This is a genomic window from Sorangium sp. So ce406, assembly GCF_051474675.1.
Classification (GTDB): Bacteria; Myxococcota_A; Polyangia; order Polyangiales; family Polyangiaceae; genus Sorangium; species Sorangium cellulosum_G.
Genome location: NZ_CP150340.1, coordinates 10,399,636 through 10,421,316, shown reverse-complemented (window position 1 = coordinate 10,421,316; position 21,681 = coordinate 10,399,636). Strand labels below are relative to the sequence as shown.

18 protein-coding genes are annotated in these 21,681 nt (G+C 70.0%); 9 read left to right on the top strand and 9 right to left on the bottom strand.

Features of this window, described 5'->3' with window-relative positions; translation table 11 throughout:
* Positions 1 to 48: 48 nt before the first annotated feature.
* From WME96_RS39070 to WME96_RS39055, 4 genes are all read right to left on the bottom strand, one after another.
* Positions 49 to 1,056, bottom strand: coding sequence for a GlxA family transcriptional regulator (locus WME96_RS39070; protein ID WP_437286648.1), 1,008 nt, complete (start codon positions 1,054 to 1,056; stop codon positions 49 to 51).
* A 168-nt stretch (positions 1,057 to 1,224) separates the two neighbouring features.
* Positions 1,225 to 1,407 carry a hypothetical protein gene (locus tag WME96_RS39065; RefSeq protein ID WP_061619872.1) on the bottom strand — a complete coding sequence of 61 codons (183 nt, stop codon included), beginning with the start codon at positions 1,405 to 1,407 and terminating at the stop codon, positions 1,225 to 1,227.
* A gap of 325 nt (positions 1,408 to 1,732) precedes the next feature.
* Positions 1,733 to 2,065, bottom strand: a complete 333-nt coding sequence (locus WME96_RS39060) for an RNA recognition motif domain-containing protein (protein ID WP_437286647.1) — start codon at positions 2,063 to 2,065, stop codon at positions 1,733 to 1,735.
* Positions 2,066 to 2,849: 784 nt separating this feature from the next.
* The gene (locus WME96_RS39055; protein ID WP_437286646.1) at positions 2,850 to 3,737 is read right to left on the bottom strand and encodes a LysR family transcriptional regulator; all 888 of its coding nucleotides are present in this window, start codon (positions 3,735 to 3,737) and stop codon (positions 2,850 to 2,852) included.
* 88 nt (positions 3,738 to 3,825) lie between these two features.
* Between WME96_RS39055 and WME96_RS39050 the strand changes: the two genes are divergently transcribed.
* From WME96_RS39050 to WME96_RS39035, 4 genes are all read left to right on the top strand, one after another.
* Positions 3,826 to 4,746: an MBL fold metallo-hydrolase gene (locus WME96_RS39050; protein ID WP_437286645.1), complete on the top strand. Its 921-nt coding sequence runs from the start codon at positions 3,826 to 3,828 to the stop codon at positions 4,744 to 4,746.
* Positions 4,747 to 4,813: 67 nt separating this feature from the next.
* Positions 4,814 to 5,263: a hypothetical protein gene (locus WME96_RS39045; RefSeq protein ID WP_437286644.1), complete on the top strand. Its 450-nt coding sequence runs from the start codon at positions 4,814 to 4,816 to the stop codon at positions 5,261 to 5,263.
* Positions 5,260 to 5,619, top strand: a complete 360-nt coding sequence (locus WME96_RS39040) for a hypothetical protein (RefSeq protein ID WP_437286643.1) — start codon at positions 5,260 to 5,262, stop codon at positions 5,617 to 5,619. Before WME96_RS39045 ends, WME96_RS39040 begins: the two co-directional genes overlap by 4 nt.
* Before the next feature lie 105 nt (positions 5,620 to 5,724).
* Positions 5,725 to 5,880 (top strand): hypothetical protein, encoded by a 156-nt coding sequence (locus WME96_RS39035; protein WP_437286642.1) that lies wholly within the window; start codon positions 5,725 to 5,727, stop codon positions 5,878 to 5,880.
* 378 nt (positions 5,881 to 6,258) lie between these two features.
* Here WME96_RS39035 and WME96_RS39030 read toward each other — a convergent pair whose 3' ends face one another.
* Positions 6,259 to 7,209 (bottom strand): integron integrase, encoded by a 951-nt coding sequence (locus WME96_RS39030; protein WP_437286641.1) that lies wholly within the window; start codon positions 7,207 to 7,209, stop codon positions 6,259 to 6,261.
* 1,036 nt (positions 7,210 to 8,245) lie between these two features.
* Between WME96_RS39030 and WME96_RS39025 the strand changes: the two genes are divergently transcribed.
* From WME96_RS39025 to WME96_RS39010, 4 genes are all read left to right on the top strand, one after another.
* Positions 8,246 to 8,773, top strand: a complete 528-nt coding sequence (locus tag WME96_RS39025; protein ID WP_437286640.1) for a hypothetical protein — start codon at positions 8,246 to 8,248, stop codon at positions 8,771 to 8,773.
* Between the two features lie 11 nt (positions 8,774 to 8,784).
* On the top strand, positions 8,785 to 9,264 hold the full coding sequence (locus tag WME96_RS39020) for a hypothetical protein (protein WP_437286639.1): 480 nt from the start codon (positions 8,785 to 8,787) through the stop codon (positions 9,262 to 9,264).
* Positions 9,265 to 9,470: 206 nt separating this feature from the next.
* On the top strand, positions 9,471 to 10,532 hold the full coding sequence (locus WME96_RS39015) for a DUF4365 domain-containing protein (RefSeq protein WP_437286638.1): 1,062 nt from the start codon (positions 9,471 to 9,473) through the stop codon (positions 10,530 to 10,532).
* 129 nt (positions 10,533 to 10,661) lie between these two features.
* Positions 10,662 to 11,549: an HNH endonuclease gene (locus WME96_RS39010; protein WP_437286637.1), complete on the top strand. Its 888-nt coding sequence runs from the start codon at positions 10,662 to 10,664 to the stop codon at positions 11,547 to 11,549.
* Between the two features lie 113 nt (positions 11,550 to 11,662).
* Here WME96_RS39010 and WME96_RS39005 read toward each other — a convergent pair whose 3' ends face one another.
* From WME96_RS39005 to WME96_RS38995, 3 genes are all read right to left on the bottom strand, one after another.
* Positions 11,663 to 13,207: a hypothetical protein gene (locus tag WME96_RS39005; RefSeq protein ID WP_437286636.1), complete on the bottom strand. Its 1,545-nt coding sequence runs from the start codon at positions 13,205 to 13,207 to the stop codon at positions 11,663 to 11,665.
* 41 nt (positions 13,208 to 13,248) lie between these two features.
* Positions 13,249 to 14,916 (bottom strand): hypothetical protein, encoded by a 1,668-nt coding sequence (locus tag WME96_RS39000; protein ID WP_437286635.1) that lies wholly within the window; start codon positions 14,914 to 14,916, stop codon positions 13,249 to 13,251.
* A 510-nt stretch (positions 14,917 to 15,426) separates the two neighbouring features.
* Positions 15,427 to 16,416 carry an ATPase gene (locus WME96_RS38995; protein ID WP_437286634.1) on the bottom strand — a complete coding sequence of 330 codons (990 nt, stop codon included), beginning with the start codon at positions 16,414 to 16,416 and terminating at the stop codon, positions 15,427 to 15,429.
* 520 nt (positions 16,417 to 16,936) lie between these two features.
* On the opposite strand from WME96_RS38995, the gene WME96_RS38990 reads away from it, so the two are divergent.
* Positions 16,937 to 17,245 (top strand): hypothetical protein, encoded by a 309-nt coding sequence (locus WME96_RS38990; protein ID WP_437286633.1) that lies wholly within the window; start codon positions 16,937 to 16,939, stop codon positions 17,243 to 17,245.
* A gap of 408 nt (positions 17,246 to 17,653) precedes the next feature.
* On the opposite strand, the gene WME96_RS38985 is transcribed toward WME96_RS38990, so the two are convergent.
* Positions 17,654 to 21,553, bottom strand: a complete 3,900-nt coding sequence (locus tag WME96_RS38985; protein WP_437286632.1) for a protein kinase domain-containing protein — start codon at positions 21,551 to 21,553, stop codon at positions 17,654 to 17,656.
* Between the last annotated feature and the right edge of the window lie 128 nt (positions 21,554 to 21,681).

Below are 21,681 nucleotides of genomic sequence, written 5' to 3'. Positions count from 1 at the left end.
CGAAAGGAGGGTGCGCGCTCGCCGGCCGGGCGCCCTGCCGAGCTGCGGTCATTTCCTGCCACGCGCGCGGGCGCTGCCGGAGAAGCGCTCCCGGTACTCGAGCGGTCCCACGCCGAGCCGGCGCAGGAAGGCGCGGCGCAGGTTCTGCTCGTCGCCGAAGCCGCACTGGTGGGCGATCCGCTTGAGCGGGAGGTCCGTGCCGGCGACGGCCTGGCAGGCGGCCTCGAGGCGCATGGCCGCGACCACCTTCGCCGGCGTCTGCCCGAGCGCGGCCGTGTACGCGCGCGCGAAGGTGCGCGGGCTCATCCCCGCCTGCGCGGCCAGGCGCTCGACGCGGAGATCGCCGGCGAGGCGGTCCGCCATCCAGGCATGCAGGTCGGCGAAGGTGCCGCCCTCGGCGGCCTGCGCCGCGAGCGGCGCGCTGAACTGCGATTGCCCGCCAGGCCGCTTGAGGAACACGACGAGCTGCCGGGCGACCGCCATCGCCGCGCGGTGCCCGAGGTCCTCCTCGACGAGCGCGAGGGCGAGGTCGATGCCGGCGGAGATGCCGGCCGAGGTCCAGATCGAGCCGTCGCGCAGGTACACGGAGTCCGCGTCGACGCGGACGCGCGGGTGGCGCTCCGCGAGCAGCGGCGCGGAGCGCCAGTGGGTCGCCGCGCGGCGACCGTCGAGCAGGCCCGCGGCGGCGAGGAGAAAGGCGCCCGTGCACACGGCGCAGGTGCGGCGCACGCGCGGCGCGCGGCGGGCGAGCCAGGCGACGAGGTCAGGCGGGACGGCCGGGGCCTCCGGCGGGCCGCTGCCCGGCACGATCAGGGTGTCGATGGCCTCGTCGTCGAGCGCCGCGAGCGGCTCGGTACAGACCGCGAGCCCGGTCGTGGTGCGCGCCGGCCCGCCGGCCGTCGAGGCGACGATCGCGCGATACGGCGGAGGAGCGCCGGGCGCGCGCAAGGTGGTCGCGACGGTGAAGGCCTCGAGGGGCCCAGCGAGATCGAGCAGCGCGACGCCCTCGAAGGCGAGCAGGACGACGAGGCGGGGCTGGGGGAAGCTCGCCGGCATGAGGGGACAGGTAGATAGATCAAGGCGGGGCAGGCGGGAGCGCAGGAAAGCGGGAATGCGCTCGATCGCGTCGCCGCCCGCGCCACGACGCTCCCGCCGTGCCCATCGCCGGGGCGGCCCATCGGGTTCATCGGGGCCACCTCCGCAGGCACCCCTCGACCGCGGGCCTCAGTCGACTACTTGCGGCTGAGGTCCCGGGACGATGCCCGCGAGATCCGGATCTTCTCCCGGCGCCAGGGCGACGCTCGACGCCTTGTCATTGCGGCGCTCGAGGCGGTTCGCCGTCTTCTCGCGCTGCTTCTCGATACGAGCGCGCTCTTTCTGTCGCTTCAACGCGGTCTGTCGCTGCATGATGACTCCATTTCAGGACGCCCCGGGACGGGCGTGTTGGTTGACGCGAGCTCCGCTGTCGTCGGGAGCTCCACCTGGACCGGTTCGGTGCACGAAGCGCATCCGCTCACGGTCCAGAGAGAGACTCGACAACAAGCGTGAATCCTCGCCGGAAAAACCATCGATTCCGGACGTGCGAGCACGCAAGGTCGCCCTCTGCCGCGCGCTCGGCGATCTGCCTGGATCCGGCGACTGGCTCACCCGCGAGCTCCATCGATAAGCCCAAAAAAAAGCGGCGGACCTTCGGGGGTCCGCCGCCCTATGTCGACCGAACGAACGGAGCGACTCAGTAACGATCGCGGCCGCCGCCGCCGAAGCCGCGCCCGCCGCCACCGCCACCGCCGAAGCCGCGCCCGCCGCCGCCGCCGGCCGGGCGCTCCTGCGCCTCGTTCACCTTGAGCGAGCGCCCATCGAGCATCATGCCGTTGAGCTGCGAGATCGCGTTGTTCGCCGCCTGGGCCGAGCCCATCGTGACGAACGCGAACCCGCGCGGCTGGCCGGTCTCACGGTCGGTCGGCATCGCGACCTCCCGGACCTCACCGCTGCCGGCGAACGCGGCCTCGAGGGACTCGCGCGAGGTGTTGTAGGAAAGATTGCCGACGTAAAGACGATTACCCATGACACGTTGCTTTCACGGCTTACAGATGCGCTCGCGAGCGCTCTTCCGCCTGCCGTTCGATGAAGCCGCTGCGGATCGAACGGTAAGGTGCCGCGCAGCGAAACCTGCGCAAGCACACGGTGCGTCGTCCAGTCATCCGCGCGAGCAATAGCCTCCCTCATGAAAGGGAGAGAGAAAGCATCGTGTCGAGAGCCAGTGACGTCGTGAGGAAACGGCAATCTACTCCGCTACAACGCGATACGCAAGCGGCGCAGCATCTTTTTCGTTTTCCCCTGCAGCGGTGCGCGGCGAACCTGCGATTTTCAGCGCGGAGGGGCCGCGCAGCGCCGCGCCGGCTCATCCGTGATGAGCCGGCAGCCGGGCGCTGTGGCCCAGCGCAACCCGGCGATGAGCCCGCCTCAACGGGGCGGGCAGTGCGGGCGGAGACCGTGCGAGGCGGCTGTCCGCGAACAAGCTGGCGAGCTCTACGCCGGATCGAACGTGTCGACGTGAACTCCCTGGATCCTGGCGGCGACGCCACCGACGACGATGAAGTCGACCCGGTACCGGGGAGCACGCCGAGGAGCTCAGCGATCTTCGTCGGCGCGGGCATGCGGTTCTCGCGCGCGCCGGCTCTCGCGGGCGAGCGTGACGAAGTCGATGTGGGACTGCTGCGATGGACGAGCCCCCGTATCGCGGCGGGCTGTGCCGCACTCCATCCAGGCATGTGGCGCCAGGCGTCTCGCCGGCCGTCATTGCGCGGATCCTGCCTGCTGTTGTGACCAGCGACTTCCGCGATGGCCATTCACCTGGCCGGACCGGAGGGGGGGCGCCACGCGCGCAGGCTCTCCACGAGGAGATCGAGCACCGCGCGCACGCGCGGAATGGCGCGCGCGCCGCGCGGGCAGAGCAGGACGAGCGGGCGTCGGACGGGCCGCAGGTCCACCTTCAGCTCACAGAGCGGCGGCCGCCTGCCGAAATGCGGATGCTCGCGCGCGAGCAGCATCGCGCCGAGACCGAGCTCGCACGCGCGGATCTGAACGAGGTAGTCGTCGGAGGCGAAGGATGGGCGCCATCCCGGGATCCGGCGTCTGAGGACGCTGTTCGGCGAGAGGTCGTCGAACGGCGGCGCCCAGCCGATCCAGGCAAGGTCGGCCGGGTCGGTCTTGCCCGCCACGCGCGCCGCGTACTGCTCCGACGCGAAGGCGCGCAGCTCGAGGTCCACCGAGGCGACGCTGGTCTCATCGGCGGGGACGCCCAGCCGCAGCGCAATATCCGCTTCCCGCCTGATCAGATCGAGCGGGCGCACCGTGGACACCACGTGCAGCTGGATGCCCGGCGTGCGCGACGCGATCGCCGCGGCGAAGGGGGCGAGGAAGACGTGCGCGACGCCGGGGGGCGCCGTCATCCGGACCACGCCCGCGGGCGCGTGTCGCCGCTCGGCCGCGCGGGTCAGCTCGGCGGCCCAGTCGGCCATCCGCTGCGCGGGCTCGAGCAGGCCGGCCCCGTAGGCCGTCAACGCGGCGCCAGCGACGCCCCGGTCGAAGAGGGGCTCGCCGAGGACCGCCTCCAGCTCGGCCAGGCGCCGGCTCACGGTCGGCTGGGTCATCTGCAGCTTGCGCGCGGCGGCGCTCAGGCTGCCTGCCTCTGCCACCGCGAGGAACAGCCGCGCGTCGTCCCAGGAGATATCCATCTGCGTATATCTACATGCTGGTTTCGTCAGTTTTTATCCATTTTTTCGAGAGCACACTGGCGGCATGTCCATGCACGCCACCGCTCTCGTGTCCCGCACACTCCTCGCCTCCGCGCTGCTGCTCGGCGCCTGCACGGCGCCATCCCCAGCACCGAAGGACCCACCCGCGTCGACGCATGACGCGGGGAAAGCCACCCTCGGCGAGCCGACCACGCTCGAGGCGATGGAGGCGCTCCTCGATGACGCAGGCCCCATCACCGTCGAGACCGTCGTCAGCGCGCGCTGGGAGTCGAGCCGCAGCGGGCTCATCAACCTCGAACACGAGCGCGCCGCCGCCTTGACCGACGGCGCCGAGCCGGTCGAGATCACCTTCCACGCGCTCGCGCACCCGACCCGGGGCCTGTACATCATCGACACCGGCGCGGCGCAGGCGCTCGCGGCGCACGACCATCCCCTGAGGACTGGCGCCGTCGGGCAGGCGCTCAACTTCGGTGCGTTGCGGGTGGAGACCGGCCTCGGCGTCTGGCGCGGCGACCGGTCGCTGGACGGCGTGCTGCTCACGCACCTGCACTTCGACCACGTGCTGGGCCTGGGCGACGTGGCGCGCGACGTCCCGATCTTCCTCGGACCCGGCGAGTCTGCGTTCGAGAGCCCCTTCCATGCGCTGACGCAGCCTGTCGTGGACCAGCTCCTCGACGGCCGCGCGGCCCTTCAGGAGTGGGTATTCGACGAGAGCGGCGCGATTGACGTGTTCAGCGACGCCTCGCTCTTCGCGCTCGCTGCGCCGGGACACACCCCGGGATCGGTCGCCTACGTCGCGCGAACACCCGAGGGACCGGTGCTCTTCACCGGCGATGTGTGCCACACCGTCTGGGGCTGGCGCAACGACGTCGAGCCCGGGACGTTCTCGGACGACCGCGTCGAAAGCGCCAGGAGCCTCGCCTTTCTCCGCGCCCTCGCTGCCCGACACCCGTCGATGCAGGTGCGCCTCGGGCACCAGTCGCTGTGACCGCGCCCGGGCAGGAGCACCGTGACACGCTGGAGGCCCGGATGACGAGGCGAGCGCCCGGGGTCTCATGCGCCCCACCCTCATCGGCTTCGGGCTCCTGACCCACTGTACCACGGTGGTGATCTCCGACGATGGCGAGCGAGCATGGCTCCCGAGGCCGGCATTCCATGCTGACGTAACCATCATCGACCTTGAACCCGCCAGGGGGAACTCCATGGCCCTGCGACCGACGGCGAAGAAGAGCTCGAGTCCCACCAAGGGGCCGAGCCGCAGCAGGCCGGCCACGGCGCCGAGCACCCGCGAGGTGGCCGACATGCTGGGCGTGACGATCTCGCCGCTCAAGCCCGAGCGGATAGCGCGGCTGGGCAAGGAGTTGCCCGTTTATGCGGAACTCCTGGACGACGCGGCGGCGCTGCTCGCCGAGGACGCGGCCGCGCTCGTTCCGCCTGTCCAATGCATCTGCAACCGATCCTCGACTTCCTTCCTGGCTGCGGGGATGGCATCCTGCCGGGCATGACCGTCGAGCAGATCGTCGCCGCCATCCGCGCGCTCCCTGTCCACGATCGGCTTCGCGTGATCGAGCTCGTCGCGCACGAGGCGGCGAGCGACGTCCCCGCTGCAGAGCAGGCAGCTCGCCGCGGGGGCGTCACCTTGACAGAGCGGCATGGCCTTCTGGTTGTCGACGCTGACGCCACCATGCCGGCCGAAGCGTTCGACCATCGCCCCGATCGCGACGCACGGGCGGACCGGATCCAGGGAGACTCGGGAAGATCGCGTTCGATACGAGCGTGCTCGTCGCCGGACTGCACCGGGCGCATCCGCACCACGGTCGCGCCGTCGTCTGAGTCGACGCGGTGGCCGAGGGACGGGTGAGCGGCCTGGCCACCTGGCACGCCCTCGCGGAGCTCTGGTCCGTGCTCACCCGCCTGCCGAAGCGCAGGAGCAGCTTGCGGAGCGGCCGGGATCGAGCTGCGGACGATGCAGGCGATCGAGGTCGGGCGGCAGAGCATGAGCCTCGGCACGCTCGTCAGGCTTGCGAACGCGCTCGATGTGTCGCCTGGGGATCTTCTCCGCAGCGCCGCGATGCCGGAGATCAAGCGAGGTCGGCCGCGCAAGCGTCCCGCCGGCATCTGACAGTCAACCCCCAGTGTCCGCACCTCGACAGCCCGCGGCCATCCGCGCCCTTCTCCACCTGGCGCATCGCTGGCGCGTGCTTTGCTGCGGATTCGGACGCCGTCCCGCGTGGTGGAGAACTCGGCGAACTGCGGCAACCTGAACAGCCCCGTCCCCGTCGCTGATCGGCCGAGAGGTTGCAGGGGCACTCCTTCGCTTCGGAGGGGTAGGGCATCGAGGACCCGCTCGCGCCTTCATCCGGTGTACAGACCGCAGGGTCCTGCGCTGGCCTCCTTGACAAGATGGGGCGGCCGTCGGCTACGCTACCTTTCCACGATGCGTGGGGGCGGCACGTGGGGGTGGGGTCGGAGTTCAAGGCGCTCCATGCGGAAGCGGCGGTCAGCGGTCGAGAGGACTGATCACGCCGAGAGGACCGCGGTCGACGATGTGGGTGTAGATCGTCGTGATCCGCACATCCTTGTGGCCGAGCAATGTCTGAATCGTCCGGATGTCGGTGCCCGCCTCGAGCAGGTGGGTTGCGAAGCTGTGGCGGAGGATGTGGCATGTCGCGCGCTTGGTGAGCCCCGCCGCCCGTCCGGCATCGTGCACGGCCCTTTGCACTGCCGATTCGTGCAGGTGGTAGAGGACCTGTCGACCCGTTGCAGGATCGGTGCAAGGGCGAGAGGCGGGGAAGAGGTACTGCCAGGCGAGGCTCGTGGCTGCTCCTGGCATCTTCGCTCGCAGCGCGTGGGGCAGGTCGACCTCGCCGCGGCCAGCCGCGAACTCCTTCTTGTGCCGCTGCGCCACGGCGTCGAGCTGGGCCTGCAGCTCGTCGCGCGCCCGAGCGGGGAGCAAGGCCGGCCGGTCGTGCTGTCCTTTCCCGCGGCGCACCATGATTTGCCGTCGATCGAGGTCGACGTCTTTGACGCGAATCGAAAGCGCTTCGAGGAGGCGGAGGCCGCTTCCGTAGAGGAGCTCGCCGATGAGTCGAAAAGGTGGGATCAGGTGCTCGATCAAGATGAGAGCGTCCTGTCGCGAGAGGACCGTGGGGAGGTGCTCCGGCCGGCGGGCACGCTCGAGCGCTTCGAGCCGGGGTATCTGCAGGTCGAGGACCCGCTTGTAAAGGAAGAGGAGCGCACACAGCGCTTGGTTCTGCGTGGACGCCGCGCTGCGGCGCGCGACCGCAAGATCGTTGAGGAAGGCCGTGACTTCTTCCGCGCCCATCTGCCGTGGGTGCTTGCCGTGATGAAAGCGGATGAATTGCCGGATCCAGTGGACATACGCCTCTTCGGTGCGCGGAGAGTAATGCAGGCGTCGGATGGTGGCGCGTACGGCTTCCATCAGGGTCATGGGGATGGTTCCGATTGGTTTGGGCCGGTTCGTCAAACCCGCATTGACCCTTATCGGCGCAGGGCGAGCGCGAGTTGCGGCGGCCCGCGGATATCTGGGCCGCACATCAGTCGCCCGAGGCAGTCAATTTGGTCTGCGGCGCGCCGTCGCCGTCCGAAGCCCCTCAACGGCGATACGTAGCTGTGCAGCGGCGGCCTATCTCCGGAGATGCGCAGATAGCCTGCGGAAGATCGCGACCTATCCGCGGGAATATCTAGATATGCTGCGGGGTGCCGCGACTCATCCGCGAGAACACGGTGATCGGGCACTACGGTTCGCAGCCTACATGCAAAACCGCGAAGATATGTCGCGCGGCACAGATATTGCGACGTTGGCCCGACCCACGTCCGTCCGCGGTCGAACCTTCGGACGTGTTTCCGCCTAGGCTAAAGGGTGTTGTACGATGGATCCACTCCGAATATTTTGCAGACAGGTACGAGAACGGTCGCGCGAGCACGCGGAGGCAATCCGTTTGCTGACCGGGGCTTCGTTGCATTCAGTCGGCATCGGCATACTGCGCCAAGAACTTGACTCGATGGTGAGGGTCATGTTTCTGCTGTCAGTCGATGACAGAGCAAATCGCAACCTCCTAATCAAGCGCTCGGTCGAGGGGCAGCGTTGGCAGCATCCGAGCGGCCAAAGGATCACCGATCGTGAAATGGTGACACTTGCGGACTCGTTAACGGGATGGGCTAGATCTGTTTATATAAATTTGGCTGTGCATTCATTCACCTTTCTAGGTTCCACGATCGGATTGCTCGCGATCCGTTTAAGGCGTTGCCGAAGTCCGAGCAGCGGAGCATAATAAGCCATATTGAATACTACCATGGTCCTATCGGCAAGGCCGCCCCCACGTGTGACGATATTATCAGATTTGTTCCGCAAATTTTTGCGAAGATTCGCGGAAATCTTATGACTTGCCTTCAGCAACTTGAGCGCGGAGAGTCTCTGCGCTCATGATACATCGTGCGGTGGCTCTGTTACTCAGGATGAGGGCATGAATATTTCATCGTTTGTGGCGCAGATCGTAAACTCTTCGGCTGTGAATTGGCATGTGATTTCATGTTGGGGCTCGGGCTCAGGCCCGAGCTACCGGTACGAACTTCAAACCAGCACGACCTACAGTTCTGGTGCGCCCACGACATCGATCGACGTTGTGTCGCACAGTTTGGTCGCGACCTTTAAGAACGACATTGCCATCACGATTGGGTGGGGGCTCCGATCGTTGGACGACTTTCAGGAAGACTGGGCGAACGGATTTCCGGATCCGCATGCGTCAAGTAGCTTCGTTGACATGTTCTACAATGGTACGCTGATCTATCGGGAGCTATACGTTACTGTTGATGGGGGGCGCGTCGCATTGCCGGTCCCTGAACCCAGGGACGGTCGTCTCGTTGTGCCATCTGCATATGTTCGCCTCGTGCGGCTCCTGAACTCGCTCGAAGCCGCGTATGCTTCCGAGTTTGATTCGTACTTTCAGCGGGCAGGCATGACCGAAGTCGACGAGCCCTGGCCGCAGTTTTAGCTATGAGTGCGATGGATGTACTCAATATCGTCGCGGCCGTGGCTACGTTCATTGGAACAGGCTTGGCGTGGCGTGAAGCTCGGCGGGCCATGAGCGCGGCGCAGGCTGCTGGCGCTGCACGTGACCAAATTTTGGACCAGCGTGGTAATTTTTATCTGGCCTCAATGACGACCGCCATTCATGAGGCGCAGAACCTGTCGAGATCGCTTTTGGCGCCAGATCGGATTCAAGCGCGCGGGAAAGCGCTGTCTCGCACGATCGACTCTTTGCAGATGCACGCAGATAAGATCGCCGAATGCGACCACCTCATTGTTGATGCCGATCAGAGGGGCGACTTTAAAAAGCACGTCGTCCGTCTCCGGGAGGCGCTAAGCGCGATGCGCGACGCAGGGGCAGATCTGCCGCGGGTTTCGACGCTCGCCAAAGGTGCACATGAGGCTCTCGTTCGTCTCGCCACACTGATCCGAAGGCAATTGGACACCGCAAAGTGAGTCCGCGGGCCAACACCCCGCTGCACCCGACGGCTCGCCCGAACGCGCTGCGCGCGTCCGGGCGCCCCGCGGGTGAGCGGGATGCCGTTAGGCGCGCCCAGCGGACCCAACACTTGCGGAGTGGTTGATCACGCCAGGTGTCGGAGATCCTGCGATGCGTTCTTGATCTTGACAATGGGCGCCGGGAATCTCGTACCGGAGACACGATGAACGACAGAAGCGATGCGCAGAAGATCGGGGCGCGGGGGCACCGCCAGGTTGCGGTGCTCATCGAGGAGCATCCACACTGGCTCTCGCGGGATCTTGGTGAAGACTTCGGAATCGATCTGGAGGCCGAGCTCACTGAGCAGGGGGTTCGTGGAGAGATTCTTAAGATTCAAATCAAGTCCGCAGAAAGCGTCGATCGCAATGATGTTGGCGTGCGAGCAATCATCGAACGCAAGTACATCAGCTATGCGGAGTCCTGCCGGTACCCAGTCATCTTTGTCGTGGTCGATATCACGACGAAAGAAGCATGGTATGTATGGCTCCAGGATTGGTTGCTCAAGCGTCGCGAACTCCATGGTGAGCTTGACAGGTCGCAGGGGTCATGGACGCACTGGATTCCCTACGAGTTCACTCTGGCGAAGGGGCTCGATCGCGAGCTAAAAGCGGTCGCGCGCTGGGAAGGTGAGGCACAGCTCACCCTCAGCCTGATGGATGCACTCAGATCTGCCGCCGCCATCTACCATACCGACGCAATGGCCGCGATCAGCAATATGATCGATATGGCGGCGCCCAAGGTCGCTGACGCTTCGGTCGACATCATCATCAGGGAAGCCTTGCGACTTGGCGATCGTCTCCGAGCGACGATCGAGGGCAACGCCGTCGCACAGCAATTGTACCAGATGGTCCGCAAGTACGGCAGCAAGCTCTCGTTGGCGACGATCTCGTCGATCGTTCTTCGTGAGGATGGTCTGTGGTCGCGCGTAGGACTCGGTGCCTTGGGCATCCTGTATGACGAACATCGCGAGCACATGTGTTCGCTTCATCTTTCCAGCGTTTATGCCGGGACGCATCCGCACGTGGCCTATTACTGCGCATTTCGAGAAGATCGCCCGGACACCCACTCTGCCAATGTAATGACGAATCCGAAGGACTTTGCCTTCGCCGGGCTCAAGTACATCCAGCCCGAAATGTACTGGGACAAGTATGCCAACCGTGGGCCTTCGGCTCTGTTGGAGTACCTTGCTCCGATCGACTATGTGGAGGAGGGCGATGGCGCCTAACAAGCCGCTGCAGGCCGACGGTGCGCCTGTGCACGGCGCCCCGCGGGTGAGAGACGACTCTTCTGGAATGGAATGAAGCGTGCAAGCGCTGCCACATGCGTAGGTGGTTGATTGTTGCGTAAGGATGCCATGGCCTATCTCGTCTATCAGATTAAGCGTACGCAGGTGAGCTTCACTCGCATCCGCAAGGCCCTCGAACTGCCCGAGGTGACGTACACGCTGCGGCTGCTTCAAGGAAACCGGGAGGCATTGAGAATCGAACAGGCGACGCTCGGCACGCAATACCTCAACAGCTGGACCAAGATGTATGATGCCACTCGTGGGAAGACGCTTCAAGTGTGGAGAACTGGCGAGCGGGAACTCACGTTCAAAATCTTCGAAGCTAATCAGAGCGCTGAGATTGATATGGCCGACCTGGTCGCGGCCGCGGTGGATCAGTGTCTTCGGTGTCGAACTGGAGTCCCCGTATCCGAAGAGGCGCTTCCCGCTGTTGAACTCCAGAGACCTGAGATCGTCGCGGCGCTTGCCGAAGCCAGTCAGGATCTTGATCTGGGCGACCTCAGCCGGGAGACGCTCACGGATGACGAGGTTCTTGCAAGCCTGCCCAAATCATGGGCTTTCGAGGGGCTCGAAGAGCCAGATGTGCGAGCGCGTGTTGCACAACGAGGGCGACTTCAGCTGTACTTTCGCGCGCGAATGCTGCGACTCTTCGGGGGGCGGTGCGCGCTATGTGGGTGCGCGGTCCGGTCCACGCTCGAAGCAGCTCATGTTTTCCCTTGGAGCCGATGCGAATCAGATGCAGAACGCATCGACGACGCCAACGGACTGCTCCTGTGTGCCAACCATCACCGGCTCTTTGACACCGGTGACATCATGATCGGGCAGGATCTCGTTGTGAATGTGACTCGGATGGCCGGTGACGGCGCGGAGGTTCTGGAGATGGTACGTGGAAAGACCGTGTCGGTTGGCGCTGAAAGAGATGAGGACTTCAAGTCGTACCTCGCTCGTCGTGCATAAGGCGCCTAACAAGGGCTTGCAACCGACCGGGCACGCAGGCTCGCTCCGCTCGCCAGCGTGCCCGGCAGTTGAAGCCCAGACCGTTGCGCGGACGCGGGCGAGCTCCACTCCAGCTATTCAGCAAACCGGCGCATCTCCACCGCAACGCCGTCCTCGCCCGAGATCATCTTGCCCTCTTCGTCCCAGCTAATGCCCCCCTTGCCCGGCGGCCCCAGCGTGAAGGTGACGCCCTCGACCGTGAGCCGGTCCTCGTCGAGGTAGGCGATGCCGATCGAGTCGCCGCCGCGCCCCGGGCCGCCGTAGCCGCCCTCGCCGCCGTTGCCCCCGGGGCCCCCGTTGCAGGAGTAGCCCGAGCGGTCCTCCCGCACGCCGCCCGGCGCGCCCCGGCCGCCTCGTCCGCCTCGCTGGGGCTCGCCGCCGTCGCCGCCCGGGCCGCCGTCGGACGTCTCGATCTCGCTGTCGCGCAGGGTCACCCTGGCGTGCAGCGCGACGAGGCCGATGCTCGGGGAGCCGTTCTCGCCCCCCTTGCCGCCTCGTCCACCGCAGCCGCCGGCCCCGCCCGAGCCTCCCCCGGCGCCCCCCCTGGACGCCGCGCCGCACACGCCGAGCCCGCCCCTGCGGCCGCCGCCTCCGCCGCCGCCCTGGCCCGGCGTGCCCCGGCCGCCGTCGTCGGCCCAGTCCGCTTCCCAGCCGGACTCGCTGATGCGCCCGATGCCCTGGCCGGGGGCGCCGACGATGCCTCGCGCGCCGTAGATCCCGTAGTCGCCGTCCGTGCAGCCCACGTCGGCCACGTCCCCCAGTCCTCGCCGTCCGTAGTTGCTGGGGTTCGGCATCGGGGTCGGCTCGCCGTCGCGCCCGTCCTCCGCGCTGCCGGGCGATCCGTCACCGCCCTTGCCGCCGACGCTCGGGAGCCCGCCCTCGCACGGGTTCACCACGGCAGCCCCGCCGGCCACGGTCTCCGCCGAGCACGCGTCGCCGCCGTACATCCCATCGGGGCCGTCGGGGGCGTCGTTCAGCTCGGGCAAGTCCTCGCCATCATGGCCTGCCCACCCATAGGAGGGGCGAAACCTGCTTCGGAGGATCTCGACCTCGGTGTTCGACTGGACGAGCATCGCAATCGGGCCATAGGAGCTCAAGACCATGTCGACGATCCTCGATACCCCGTCCGCAGCGCCCGTATCCTCGGCGGTCGCCGGCACGACGGTCAGGGGAAAATCCGGCTCGTTGGTGATATTGAGCTGGGAGGGGCTCCCTGCCTGACGCCACCACTGGAAGCAATGAAACCCTCCGAGGAGATCGACCCCGGAGGGCAGCACCACCGGACCATGGAATCCGTCGGCACAGACGAACACGCGCCCGCGCCCGGTGCGCGCGAGCTCGACAGCGCGCTGGAGCGTGCGCACCGGCTTGTCTTTCGTCGTGCCGGGGTTCGCGTCGTCACCGCCTCCGAATTCATGGGTCACGAACACGCCGCAGCCGTCCACCACCTCATCGGCGGCGAGGCGCTCGAGGCACACCGACTCCGGCGGCGCCTCGTCGTCGCACGACGCGGAGCCGTCGCACGGTGCTCCGCCGGCGTCGCTCGCGACCGGCGCGGTGCCGCACCCGGCCACGACGAACAGCAGTGCGAGAAGCGGACAGGTAGCTCGGGTCGTCATCATGGTCCTCTCTCGACGCCGCACCTCGCGCGCCGCCACGGTCACTGGGGGGGCCCTGGATCGGGCGCATCGAACGGCCGGTAGGCCGAGGCGTCGCCGGCCTCGCCACTGCCCCGGTCGTCGTCAGGCGCCGCGTTGCCTGCTGGCCCGCCCTGGGCTGGCTGTCCCGTGTGGACGAATACGCCCGGATCGAGGCTCAAGAAGGCACCGACGAACGCGACGCCGTAGGAAGAGCCCCCGATGCCGCCGCCGGCGTCCCCGCCGCGGCCGCCATCGCCTCCCCGCCCTCCGGGGCACGCGGGCAACATGTTCGTTTCCGTGTGAGTCCCGCCGGCGCCGCCCCCCCAACCGTCGCCCCCCGGTTGGCCCCTTCCACCGGCGCCGCCCTGACCCCCGTTCCCCGTGGTGATCTCGGTCGTCTCGAGCGTGAGCGCGCTGCCCTGCAACGCGACGATGCCGATGCTCGAGCCGCCGTAGCCGCCCCCCTTGCCTCCCCGGCCACCGCAACCGCCGCTCCCGCCCGAGCCGCCGGCCGCGCCGCCCTGCGGTCTGCCCGCGCGGCATGCGTTCGTGCCGTCTCGCCCTTTGCCGCCGCCGCCACCGCCGCCCCCTTGGCCGACGCCGCCCCTCTTGCCGTCCTCGCCCCGGACGCCGACCCAGCCATACGATTCCGAGAGGTAGCCCGCGCCCACCGCGCCGGCAGCGCGCCCGCCGTCGGCGCCCTCGGCGCCGTCTTTCCCCGGTGTGCATGGGCCGCTGCCCGCGCCGGTCCCCGCGAGGCCTTTGCCTCCCGGATTCGCCGCCGGCTCCGGCTGTCCCGGCTCCCCGTCGCCCCCCGCGTCGAGCCCGCCGTCGCCCCCGTAGCCTCCAATGGACTCGGTTCCATCGTCGCACACGGTCACGACCGGCAGGGCGCCCGCGGCGAAGTCCGCCGTGCAGGCGTGCGCGCCGTGGTTCCCCGGCTCCCCATCCTGTGCCCGCTCGCTGAGCGCATCGTCCCCCGGCTCCCCGTCCTTGCCGTTGCCCGCGACGATCGCGCTCTCCCGCACGATCGCCCGGGTCCCCGCGCTCAAGATCATCGCGATCGACGACTTCCCATCGGGCGCCGACGCGTCCGCCGCCACGGCGCGCACGCCGAAGACCATGGACGTCGCGTCGTCCCCCGGGATGGCCCGCAGGTCCTCCCCCTCGACGAGCCGCAGCGGGATCCCCCCGGGCGGCGCGATGACGGTGGGCTCGTCAGGCCCGCCGAACGACCCCGCGTACGACCAGTCGCCGTCCCCACAGCGGCGGCCGCCCCAGAGGTCGACCCCGGAGGGCAGCGTGATCTTCTCCTCGAACGACCCGCCGCACGCGTACACGCGCCGGGTCGGCGGCTTGCCGTCGCCTCGTCCGTGCGCGGCGAGCCCGAGCGCGTGTTGCAGGGTCCTCACCGGCGCGCCCTTCGTGCCAGGGTTCCCGTCGTCGCCTGACGACGCGCTGACGAACACCCCACACTCCTCCTTCGCCGGGCTCGTCGCAGGATCGCCGTCGCACGGCGACGCTGGCAGCACCGGTGGCGTCTCGCCGGGGAGCGGCGGGCACGTGAGCGTCGTCGCGCAGTCGTCGGCGTAGCACCCGGAGATACCCGCGGCGCCCACGGCGCTGAACGCGAGGACCGCGATGGAACGAGCAACCCCGCGGCATCGAGCCTGGAGCCTACGCCGCACGAACTTCCCTCCGCCTCGCCCCTCGCCGCAACGGGGGAGCCTCTGCCTGCTCGGGGACCGCCACCGGCACGGCGCGGACGCCCTCGGCGGACGGTGCCGTCCCGCCGAGCGCCACGCAGACGTCCAGCGATGGCTCGACGACACGCATGCGCGGACGGTACGTACGCGAGTCGCACGGCGTCAACGGGGTCGAAATGGCCACAAACCGGCGCTTCGGATGAGAAAAGACAGTCCGATGCCGCAAGGCGTTTGTCTGTCCCTGGGTTCGGAGGCCGTGCGAGCGCGTCGACGTGAGTCGCGTGGCACGCTCTCCACGGGACACCGCACCGGACCGTGCCCGCGCGCTGGGTCCGAGCGGATTCCTCCAGACGCGCTCGCAGCGGCCCAGGCGCGCTCGCGGGGGCCACCGGTGGCGCCCGGCCGGGCCGGCGCGCTGGCTGGAGAGCCTCGACCCCTCTCGACCAGCCAGAGGCGCCCCCTCATCGACGCGCCCGCCGCAGCGTGGGGCGATTACCGCTCGTCCGCGCCCTCGCCGGTCTCGCCGTCGTCCGTTGCGCCTTCCTCCGACGCGTCGCCGTCCGCTGCGCCCTCCTCGGACGCATCGCCTTCCGGCCCGCCGTCCTCCGCGGCGCCTTCGCCTTCCTCCTCGTCTCCATCTCCGGTGGACGCGGCGCCGCGGGAGACGGGGAAGGGCGCATAGTCCTTCATCTTGTCGGTGCCGGCGTACCAGTACTCCGCGGCGGCGCGCAGCCTCCGCTCGGCGTGCACGACGAGCGTATACGCGGCGTCGCGGAGCCTGCGCGCGCGCTGCGCCTCGGGAGAGAGCGTCTTGTCGGCGAGCGTGCGCGCGAGCTGTGGCGACAGCTCGCGGAGGCGGGCCGCCGCGTCGGCCTCGCCGCGAGGCGCCTTGTGAAGGGCCTCCGCGTGCTCGGAGCACAGCGAGAGGACGTCGGAGACGTCCTGAACCAGATCCGCGTCGCCGCTGCCCGCGCGGATCGCCATGAGCCGGTTTTGCCCCTCGGGGCTCTTCTTGAAGCGGAGATCGAAGAAGCGGAGGAGCGTTTGCCGGTGCAGGGCGGCCTCGGCGGCCGGCCCCTTGAACATCGCGATGGCCCGCTCCTGGCGCTGCTGCGCGGCTTGCCAGCGCGATTGCGTGGCGCGCAGGAGCTCGATCTTGTCGCGGAGCGCGTGGATCTCCTCGCGTGTCAGCGCGGGCTCGTCCTCGGGGAAGGGGGTGCGGACGAGATCGGCCGCGTCGCGCTCGGCGGCGAGCTGGATGCGGCTCGACCAGATGACGCGTCGAGCGAGCTTGCCGGGGAAAATCAGGGTATTGTCGCCAAGCGACTCGGCTTCTCGGAGGAGCTCGGCCTCGCGAGCGGCGCTCAGCGTGTACGCCGCCGCGCTCGTCGAGGAGCGATGCGCGCCCTGTGCCTCGCGTGAAGCGCGCTTCGTTGCGGCCTTGTTGGTCCTGGGCGACGTGGTGATGGATGCCTTTGCCATGATGAAGATACGCCTCCTTGTCGGGGCCAGCGCCCCTCGGTAGGAGGGGCCGGAGGATCGGCGAGGGTATTGGTCAACAAGGCATTGGCCAGAGGAGAGCACGGGTCGGTCACGACGCGAAGGGGGCGCTCGGGCAGAGGGCGGGAGATGCGGTGTGCCGCGCATTGAATCGAGGGGAGCGGCGTGCCCGGCGCCGCGGGCGGCGGGCCCCGGCGCCGGCGGAGGGGCGCACGAGGAAGGAAGTGTTGCGCAGCGTACACGGATGGCGCGCGAGACGACGCCGGGCCTGCGCAGCAGACCCACCGGGGCTGCGCAGGAGCCGGATGACGGTGACGAAGGACACCAACGGGGGTGCGCAGGAGGGGCGCGGGGGCCACGCAGGACGGGGGCTGGTGTGGCGCAGGATACCAACGGGGGTGCGCAGGAGGGCGCCCAGGCTGCACAGGAGGGCCTGCGGGGCCGCGCAGGAGACCCACCGGGGCCGCGCAGGAGGCCGCCGGGGCCTGTCCAGGAGGGGCCAATGAGCTGCGCAGGACGGCCGACGGCGCTGCGCAGGAAGGCGCCGGGGCCTGTACAGGAGGGGCGCCTCCTGGTCGCCACGGACGGCCTCCTGAAGTACGCGTCGCGCGCGACGATCAGCGCGCTCGCGCGCACCGGCGATGTACAGACGGCGGTGGAAGCGCTGATGCAGGCGGTGACCCTCCCGTCCGGCAACCTGCAGGACGATGTCGCGGTGGTCCTCGGCGAGCACGTCGGTGAACCTGCCGCCGCTGCCGACGCCGCTTGCGGCGCGGCAGAGCGGCAGGCCGTCAGCGAGCAACAGAGATGAGCTGGGTTCCTCGCCCGGAGCCTACGTTCCGCGCGCCTGAGCCTACGTTCCGCGCGCCTGGAGGCCAAAGGCCCCGCAGATGAACTGGGGCATTGGGCGCGTAAAGACCGAGGTACGGTCTTTCAGGCGGAGGGGCCGGCACGTCACGCCGGGTCGAGCCGGCGCCTGCCAAACGTGTCCGTCCGGGCCGCGTGCACCGGCCGGCCCACCTCGGGCATCGCGCGTGACGCCGGGGAGCTGAGCCGCGGTGGACGGGTCGGGTGGACGCCCGATCCGCCTTCCGGACGCTCGTCGCTGTCGGGTACCGGTCGTGGGCGCCTGCCGAAGGTGACCGGGGGCGCTCGCGCCGGAGCGGCCCTCAGGAGCGGGCCTGTCGCCGGTACTGCCCGGGAGGCACACCCATGGGGGTCAGGCGGGAGGCGTGACGCCGAGCCGCTCGCGGGCGAGCGCGAGGGCGCGGGCGTTCTCGGGGACGCGCTCCAGGAAGCTCCGGCGCAAGCGTGGATCGCGGATGCGGGCGGCCCGCGCGAGCAGCGATCGAACAGCGACGCCCAGCGCTGCGCGCGCCTCCTCCGCCTCGCCGGCAGCATCGAGCGCGAGCACCAGCACGAGCCGCAGCCGCGATTCGCCCTCGCCCATGCCGCCGCACTCCGCCTGGAGCAAGCGCGCGCCCTCGCGGGCGGCGGCGAGGGCCTCGGCCACACGCCCGGCGCGCAGCAGCACGTCGGCCTGGGCGCCGAGGACCTCCATCCGCAGCGGCTGGAAGTCGCGAAGCAAGTCGAGGGCCGCGCTCAGCTCGCCGAGGGCGCGCTCGAGATCGCCGGCAGCAGCCAGGGTCTCGGCGAGCGACTGCCGGATGCCCCCCTCGCGCGCAGGCGCGCCCCGGCCCCCGAACTCGGCCAGCGCGCGCTCGGCGAGCGCCCGGGCCTCCGCGAGATCGCCGCGCTGGCGGAGGACGCGGCCCAGATTCTGGCGCAAGTAGGCCGGCACGTAGTCCCCGACCAGCTCGATCCCCATCCGATCCGCGAGCGAGAGCGCGCCGCGGAGCAGCGCCTCGGCCTCGACGTCCTCGCCGAGCTCCATCAGCGCGAGCGCCGCGTTCGAGCGCTCCCTGAGGGCTCTGCGCCAGTCGCTGATCGTCTCGTGGTGCCCGGCCGCAGCGGAGAAGGCCTCGTAGGCGTCGGCGAGGTCGCCGTGGTACATGCTCCGCATGCCGCGCGCGTGCTCGAGGTGCGCTGCGAGCAGCGGCGCGACGCCGGCGAGCGGCGCGACGCGCACGCGCGCTTGCTCGAGCGCCGCGTCGGCCACGTCCAGGCGGCCCGCGAGGATCATCGTCGCGGCGCCGCGGACGAGCGCGCGCGCCAGCGCCTCGGCGGCCTCACGGTCCACGGGCGCGTGGCCTCCGAGCCGATCGAGCCAGGCGATGACATCGTCAATGCGGCCAGCATGGCTCCAGGCGTCGATGAGCAACGCGGCAGCATGCAGCCAGGCCGCCGTCCCCTCCGCGAGGAGCTCGACAGCCTCGAGCGCGCGCACCCCGGCCGCGGCGCGCTCGCACCGCGCCTCGTGGACCTCGGCCTGCACGCAGCGCAGCGCCCCGAGGTCCTCGCCGGCAGCGCCGCACGCGGCGCCCCGCTCGGCGCGCGCCAGGGCGGTGGCGAGGTCGCCCGCGCGGAGCGCCTGCTCGGCCGCGAGGCGATAGCTGCGCGCAGCTTCGGCGAGGAGCTCGCCGCGCTCGTAGTGCTCCGCCAGGCCGAGGGCGTCGTGCTCGCCGGCCGAGAGCAGCCACGCAGCTGCCAGGCGGTGGCCGAGCGCCCGATCCGCGGGCGTGAGCGAAGCATAGGCAGCCTCGCGGAAGAGCGCGTGGCCGAAGGCGAAGCGCGCTTCGCTCCGGCCATCGCCCAGGCGGATGACGACCTCGCGCTCGCAGAGCTCGTCGAGAGAGCAGGCGACGTCGTCGACGGGCGCGCGGAGCAGCGCTGCCACCGCCGTGATCCGGAACTCGAGGCCGAAGACGCTCGCGGCGCGCAGGACGCGGCGGGCCTCGTCGCCGAAGGCCGAGAGCCGAGCTTGCACCATGGCGAGTACCGTCTCCGGCAAGGCGTCGCCCCGGTCGCTCACCTCGGCCCGGAGGAGCTCCTCCAGGTAGAGCACGTTGCCCGCTGCCCGCGCCACGATGCGCGCCACGGCGTCGTCCGCGATCCCGCCGCCGGCCACCGCGCGCACCAGCCGCTCGCCGGCCCGCCGCGAAAGCTCCCCGAGGCGCACCTCCACGAGGGCCCGCTCGGACCACAGGCGCGGGAACCGCTCGGCGATCTCGGGCCGGGCGAGCGCGAGGACGACGAGCGGGCGCTCGGAGAGGCTGCGGAGCATGGCGTCGACGAGCGTCACGCTCGGCAGGTCGCCCCAGTGCAGGTCCTCCAGGACGAGCAGCGTGGTCGCCGCTTCGGTCTCGGCCGCGAGCAGATCCCGGAAAGCGCGCGCCACCTGATCGTTCATGAGCTGCGGGTCGCTGCGCGCCGCGACGAGCTCGACGCTCGGCGGGAAGGGCACGCCCGCTACCTCGCCGAGGAACTCCGCCACGCGGCGCGCGTCGCCGGGCGCGACCCTCCGGGCCACGCGGGCGAAGAGCCTTCGCCGGCGCTCCTCGAGCGGCGCCTCGCGCGAGATCTCCGCGCCGCTCCGGAGGGCGTCGGCGATCATCCCGAAAGGCGCGCCGGAGCGCATGGGCTCGCCGCGCCCGAGCCAGATCTCGTGCGGCCCGCCGCGCGTACGGAGCCGCCGCGCGAGCTCGCGGCAGAGGCGCGACTTGCCCACGCCAGGGGGGGCCGTCACGAGCACGGCGCGCACCGCTCCCTCGGAGCGCGCCTCGTCGACGAGGGCCTCGAGCATCGCGAGCTCCCGCTCGCGGCCGACGAAGGGCGTCGCCCGGCCGAGCACCGTGCGCGCGGCGTCGGCGGGCGCGCGCTCGTCGTGGAGCTCGATCCCGAGCGGACCTGCGCGGGCGTCGAAGCGGTGGGCGAGGAGCGCCGCCGTGGGGTCGTCGAGGAGCACCGGGAGGAGCGCGTCGGCCTCCGCCGGCCGGGCGCGGGCGAGCAGGTGCGCTGCCCGGTCGATGGCCTCTCCGGTCGGGGCCCGGTCGCCGACAGCGCACTGGCCAGTGCACAGGGCGATGCGCGACCGCGGCAACGCCGCCCGCAGCGAGAGGGCGAAGCGGGCGGCGCGGGCGGCTTGATCGGTGGCCGCGCCGCTCCCCGCGAGGGTGCTCACCAGCGCGCCGCCGGCGACCGGGTGGAGCCGCGCCCCGTGCGCTTCAGCCAGGGCCCCGAGGGGCGCGGCCTCCTGGTGCTCGTTCTGCATGGGGACCGTCGGCGCGTCGATGTCGACAGTGGCCGCCATGCGCGGCTCGACGAGGAGCACGCAGACCACCCGCTGCTCGCCGTGGGTGAGGGCTGGGCCCGGCGACGCCCGGGCAGGAGCGTCCTCGATGTCGGCCAGCGCGGCGAGCGCCTCGGCCACCTCCCGCCCGTCGCGCGGGCGCTCGGCGGCGTCCTTGGCGAGCATGCGGGCCACGAGATCGTCGAGCGCCGGCGGGATCCCCGGGGCGATGGCCGCGACGCGGGGCGCTTGCTCGACCAGGATGCGCGCCAGGATCGAGAGGCCGAGATCGCCCGGGAACGGCGGGCGCCCGGCGAGGCACTCGAAGAGGACGCAGCCGAGCGCGAAGACGTCGACCCGCGGGGAGAGGGCGCGCTCGCCGCGCACTTGTTCCGGGGCCATGTACCCGAGCGTGCCCAGCGAGGCGCCGGTGCGCGTCACCCGCTGCGGGTCCGTGGTGACGAGCGCGATGCCGAAGTCGATGACCTTCACTTCCTCGGGGCGGCCGCCGACCAGGAAGAGGTTGCCCGGTTTGACATCCCTGTGCACGACGCCGCGGGCGTGCGCGACGTCCAGCGCCTCGGCGGCACGGCGTGCGAGGTGCACGCTCTCGGCCACGCCGAGCGCTCGCCCGCGCCTGAGCCGGGAAGCGAGATCCTCGCCGTCGAGCCATTCCATCGCCAAATACGGCTCCCCGGCGGTCGTCTCGCCGTGGTCGACGTAACGGACGATGCGCGCGTCGAGCAGCTCGGCCAGGAGCGTGGCCTCGCGCCGGAAGCGCGGAGCGTCGACCTGCTCGGGGTCGAGCACCTTCACCGCGACCGGTCTGCCAGTGTGCCTGTCGAGGGCGCGGTAAACCCGCCCCATCCCGCCCTGCGCCGCGACGCGCTCGATGAGGTACCGCTGCGCGAACAGGTCGCCGACGATCATCCGGCGCCGATTATCGTCCAGCGTCCCCGGGTGTCCAGACACCGCGCGCGCCGAGGCCGATAGTGTCCCTGACGCGCAGCGGGTGCGCTTCGCCCCCTTCGCCGAGGCGGCCCCGGTGGGGGCTTTCC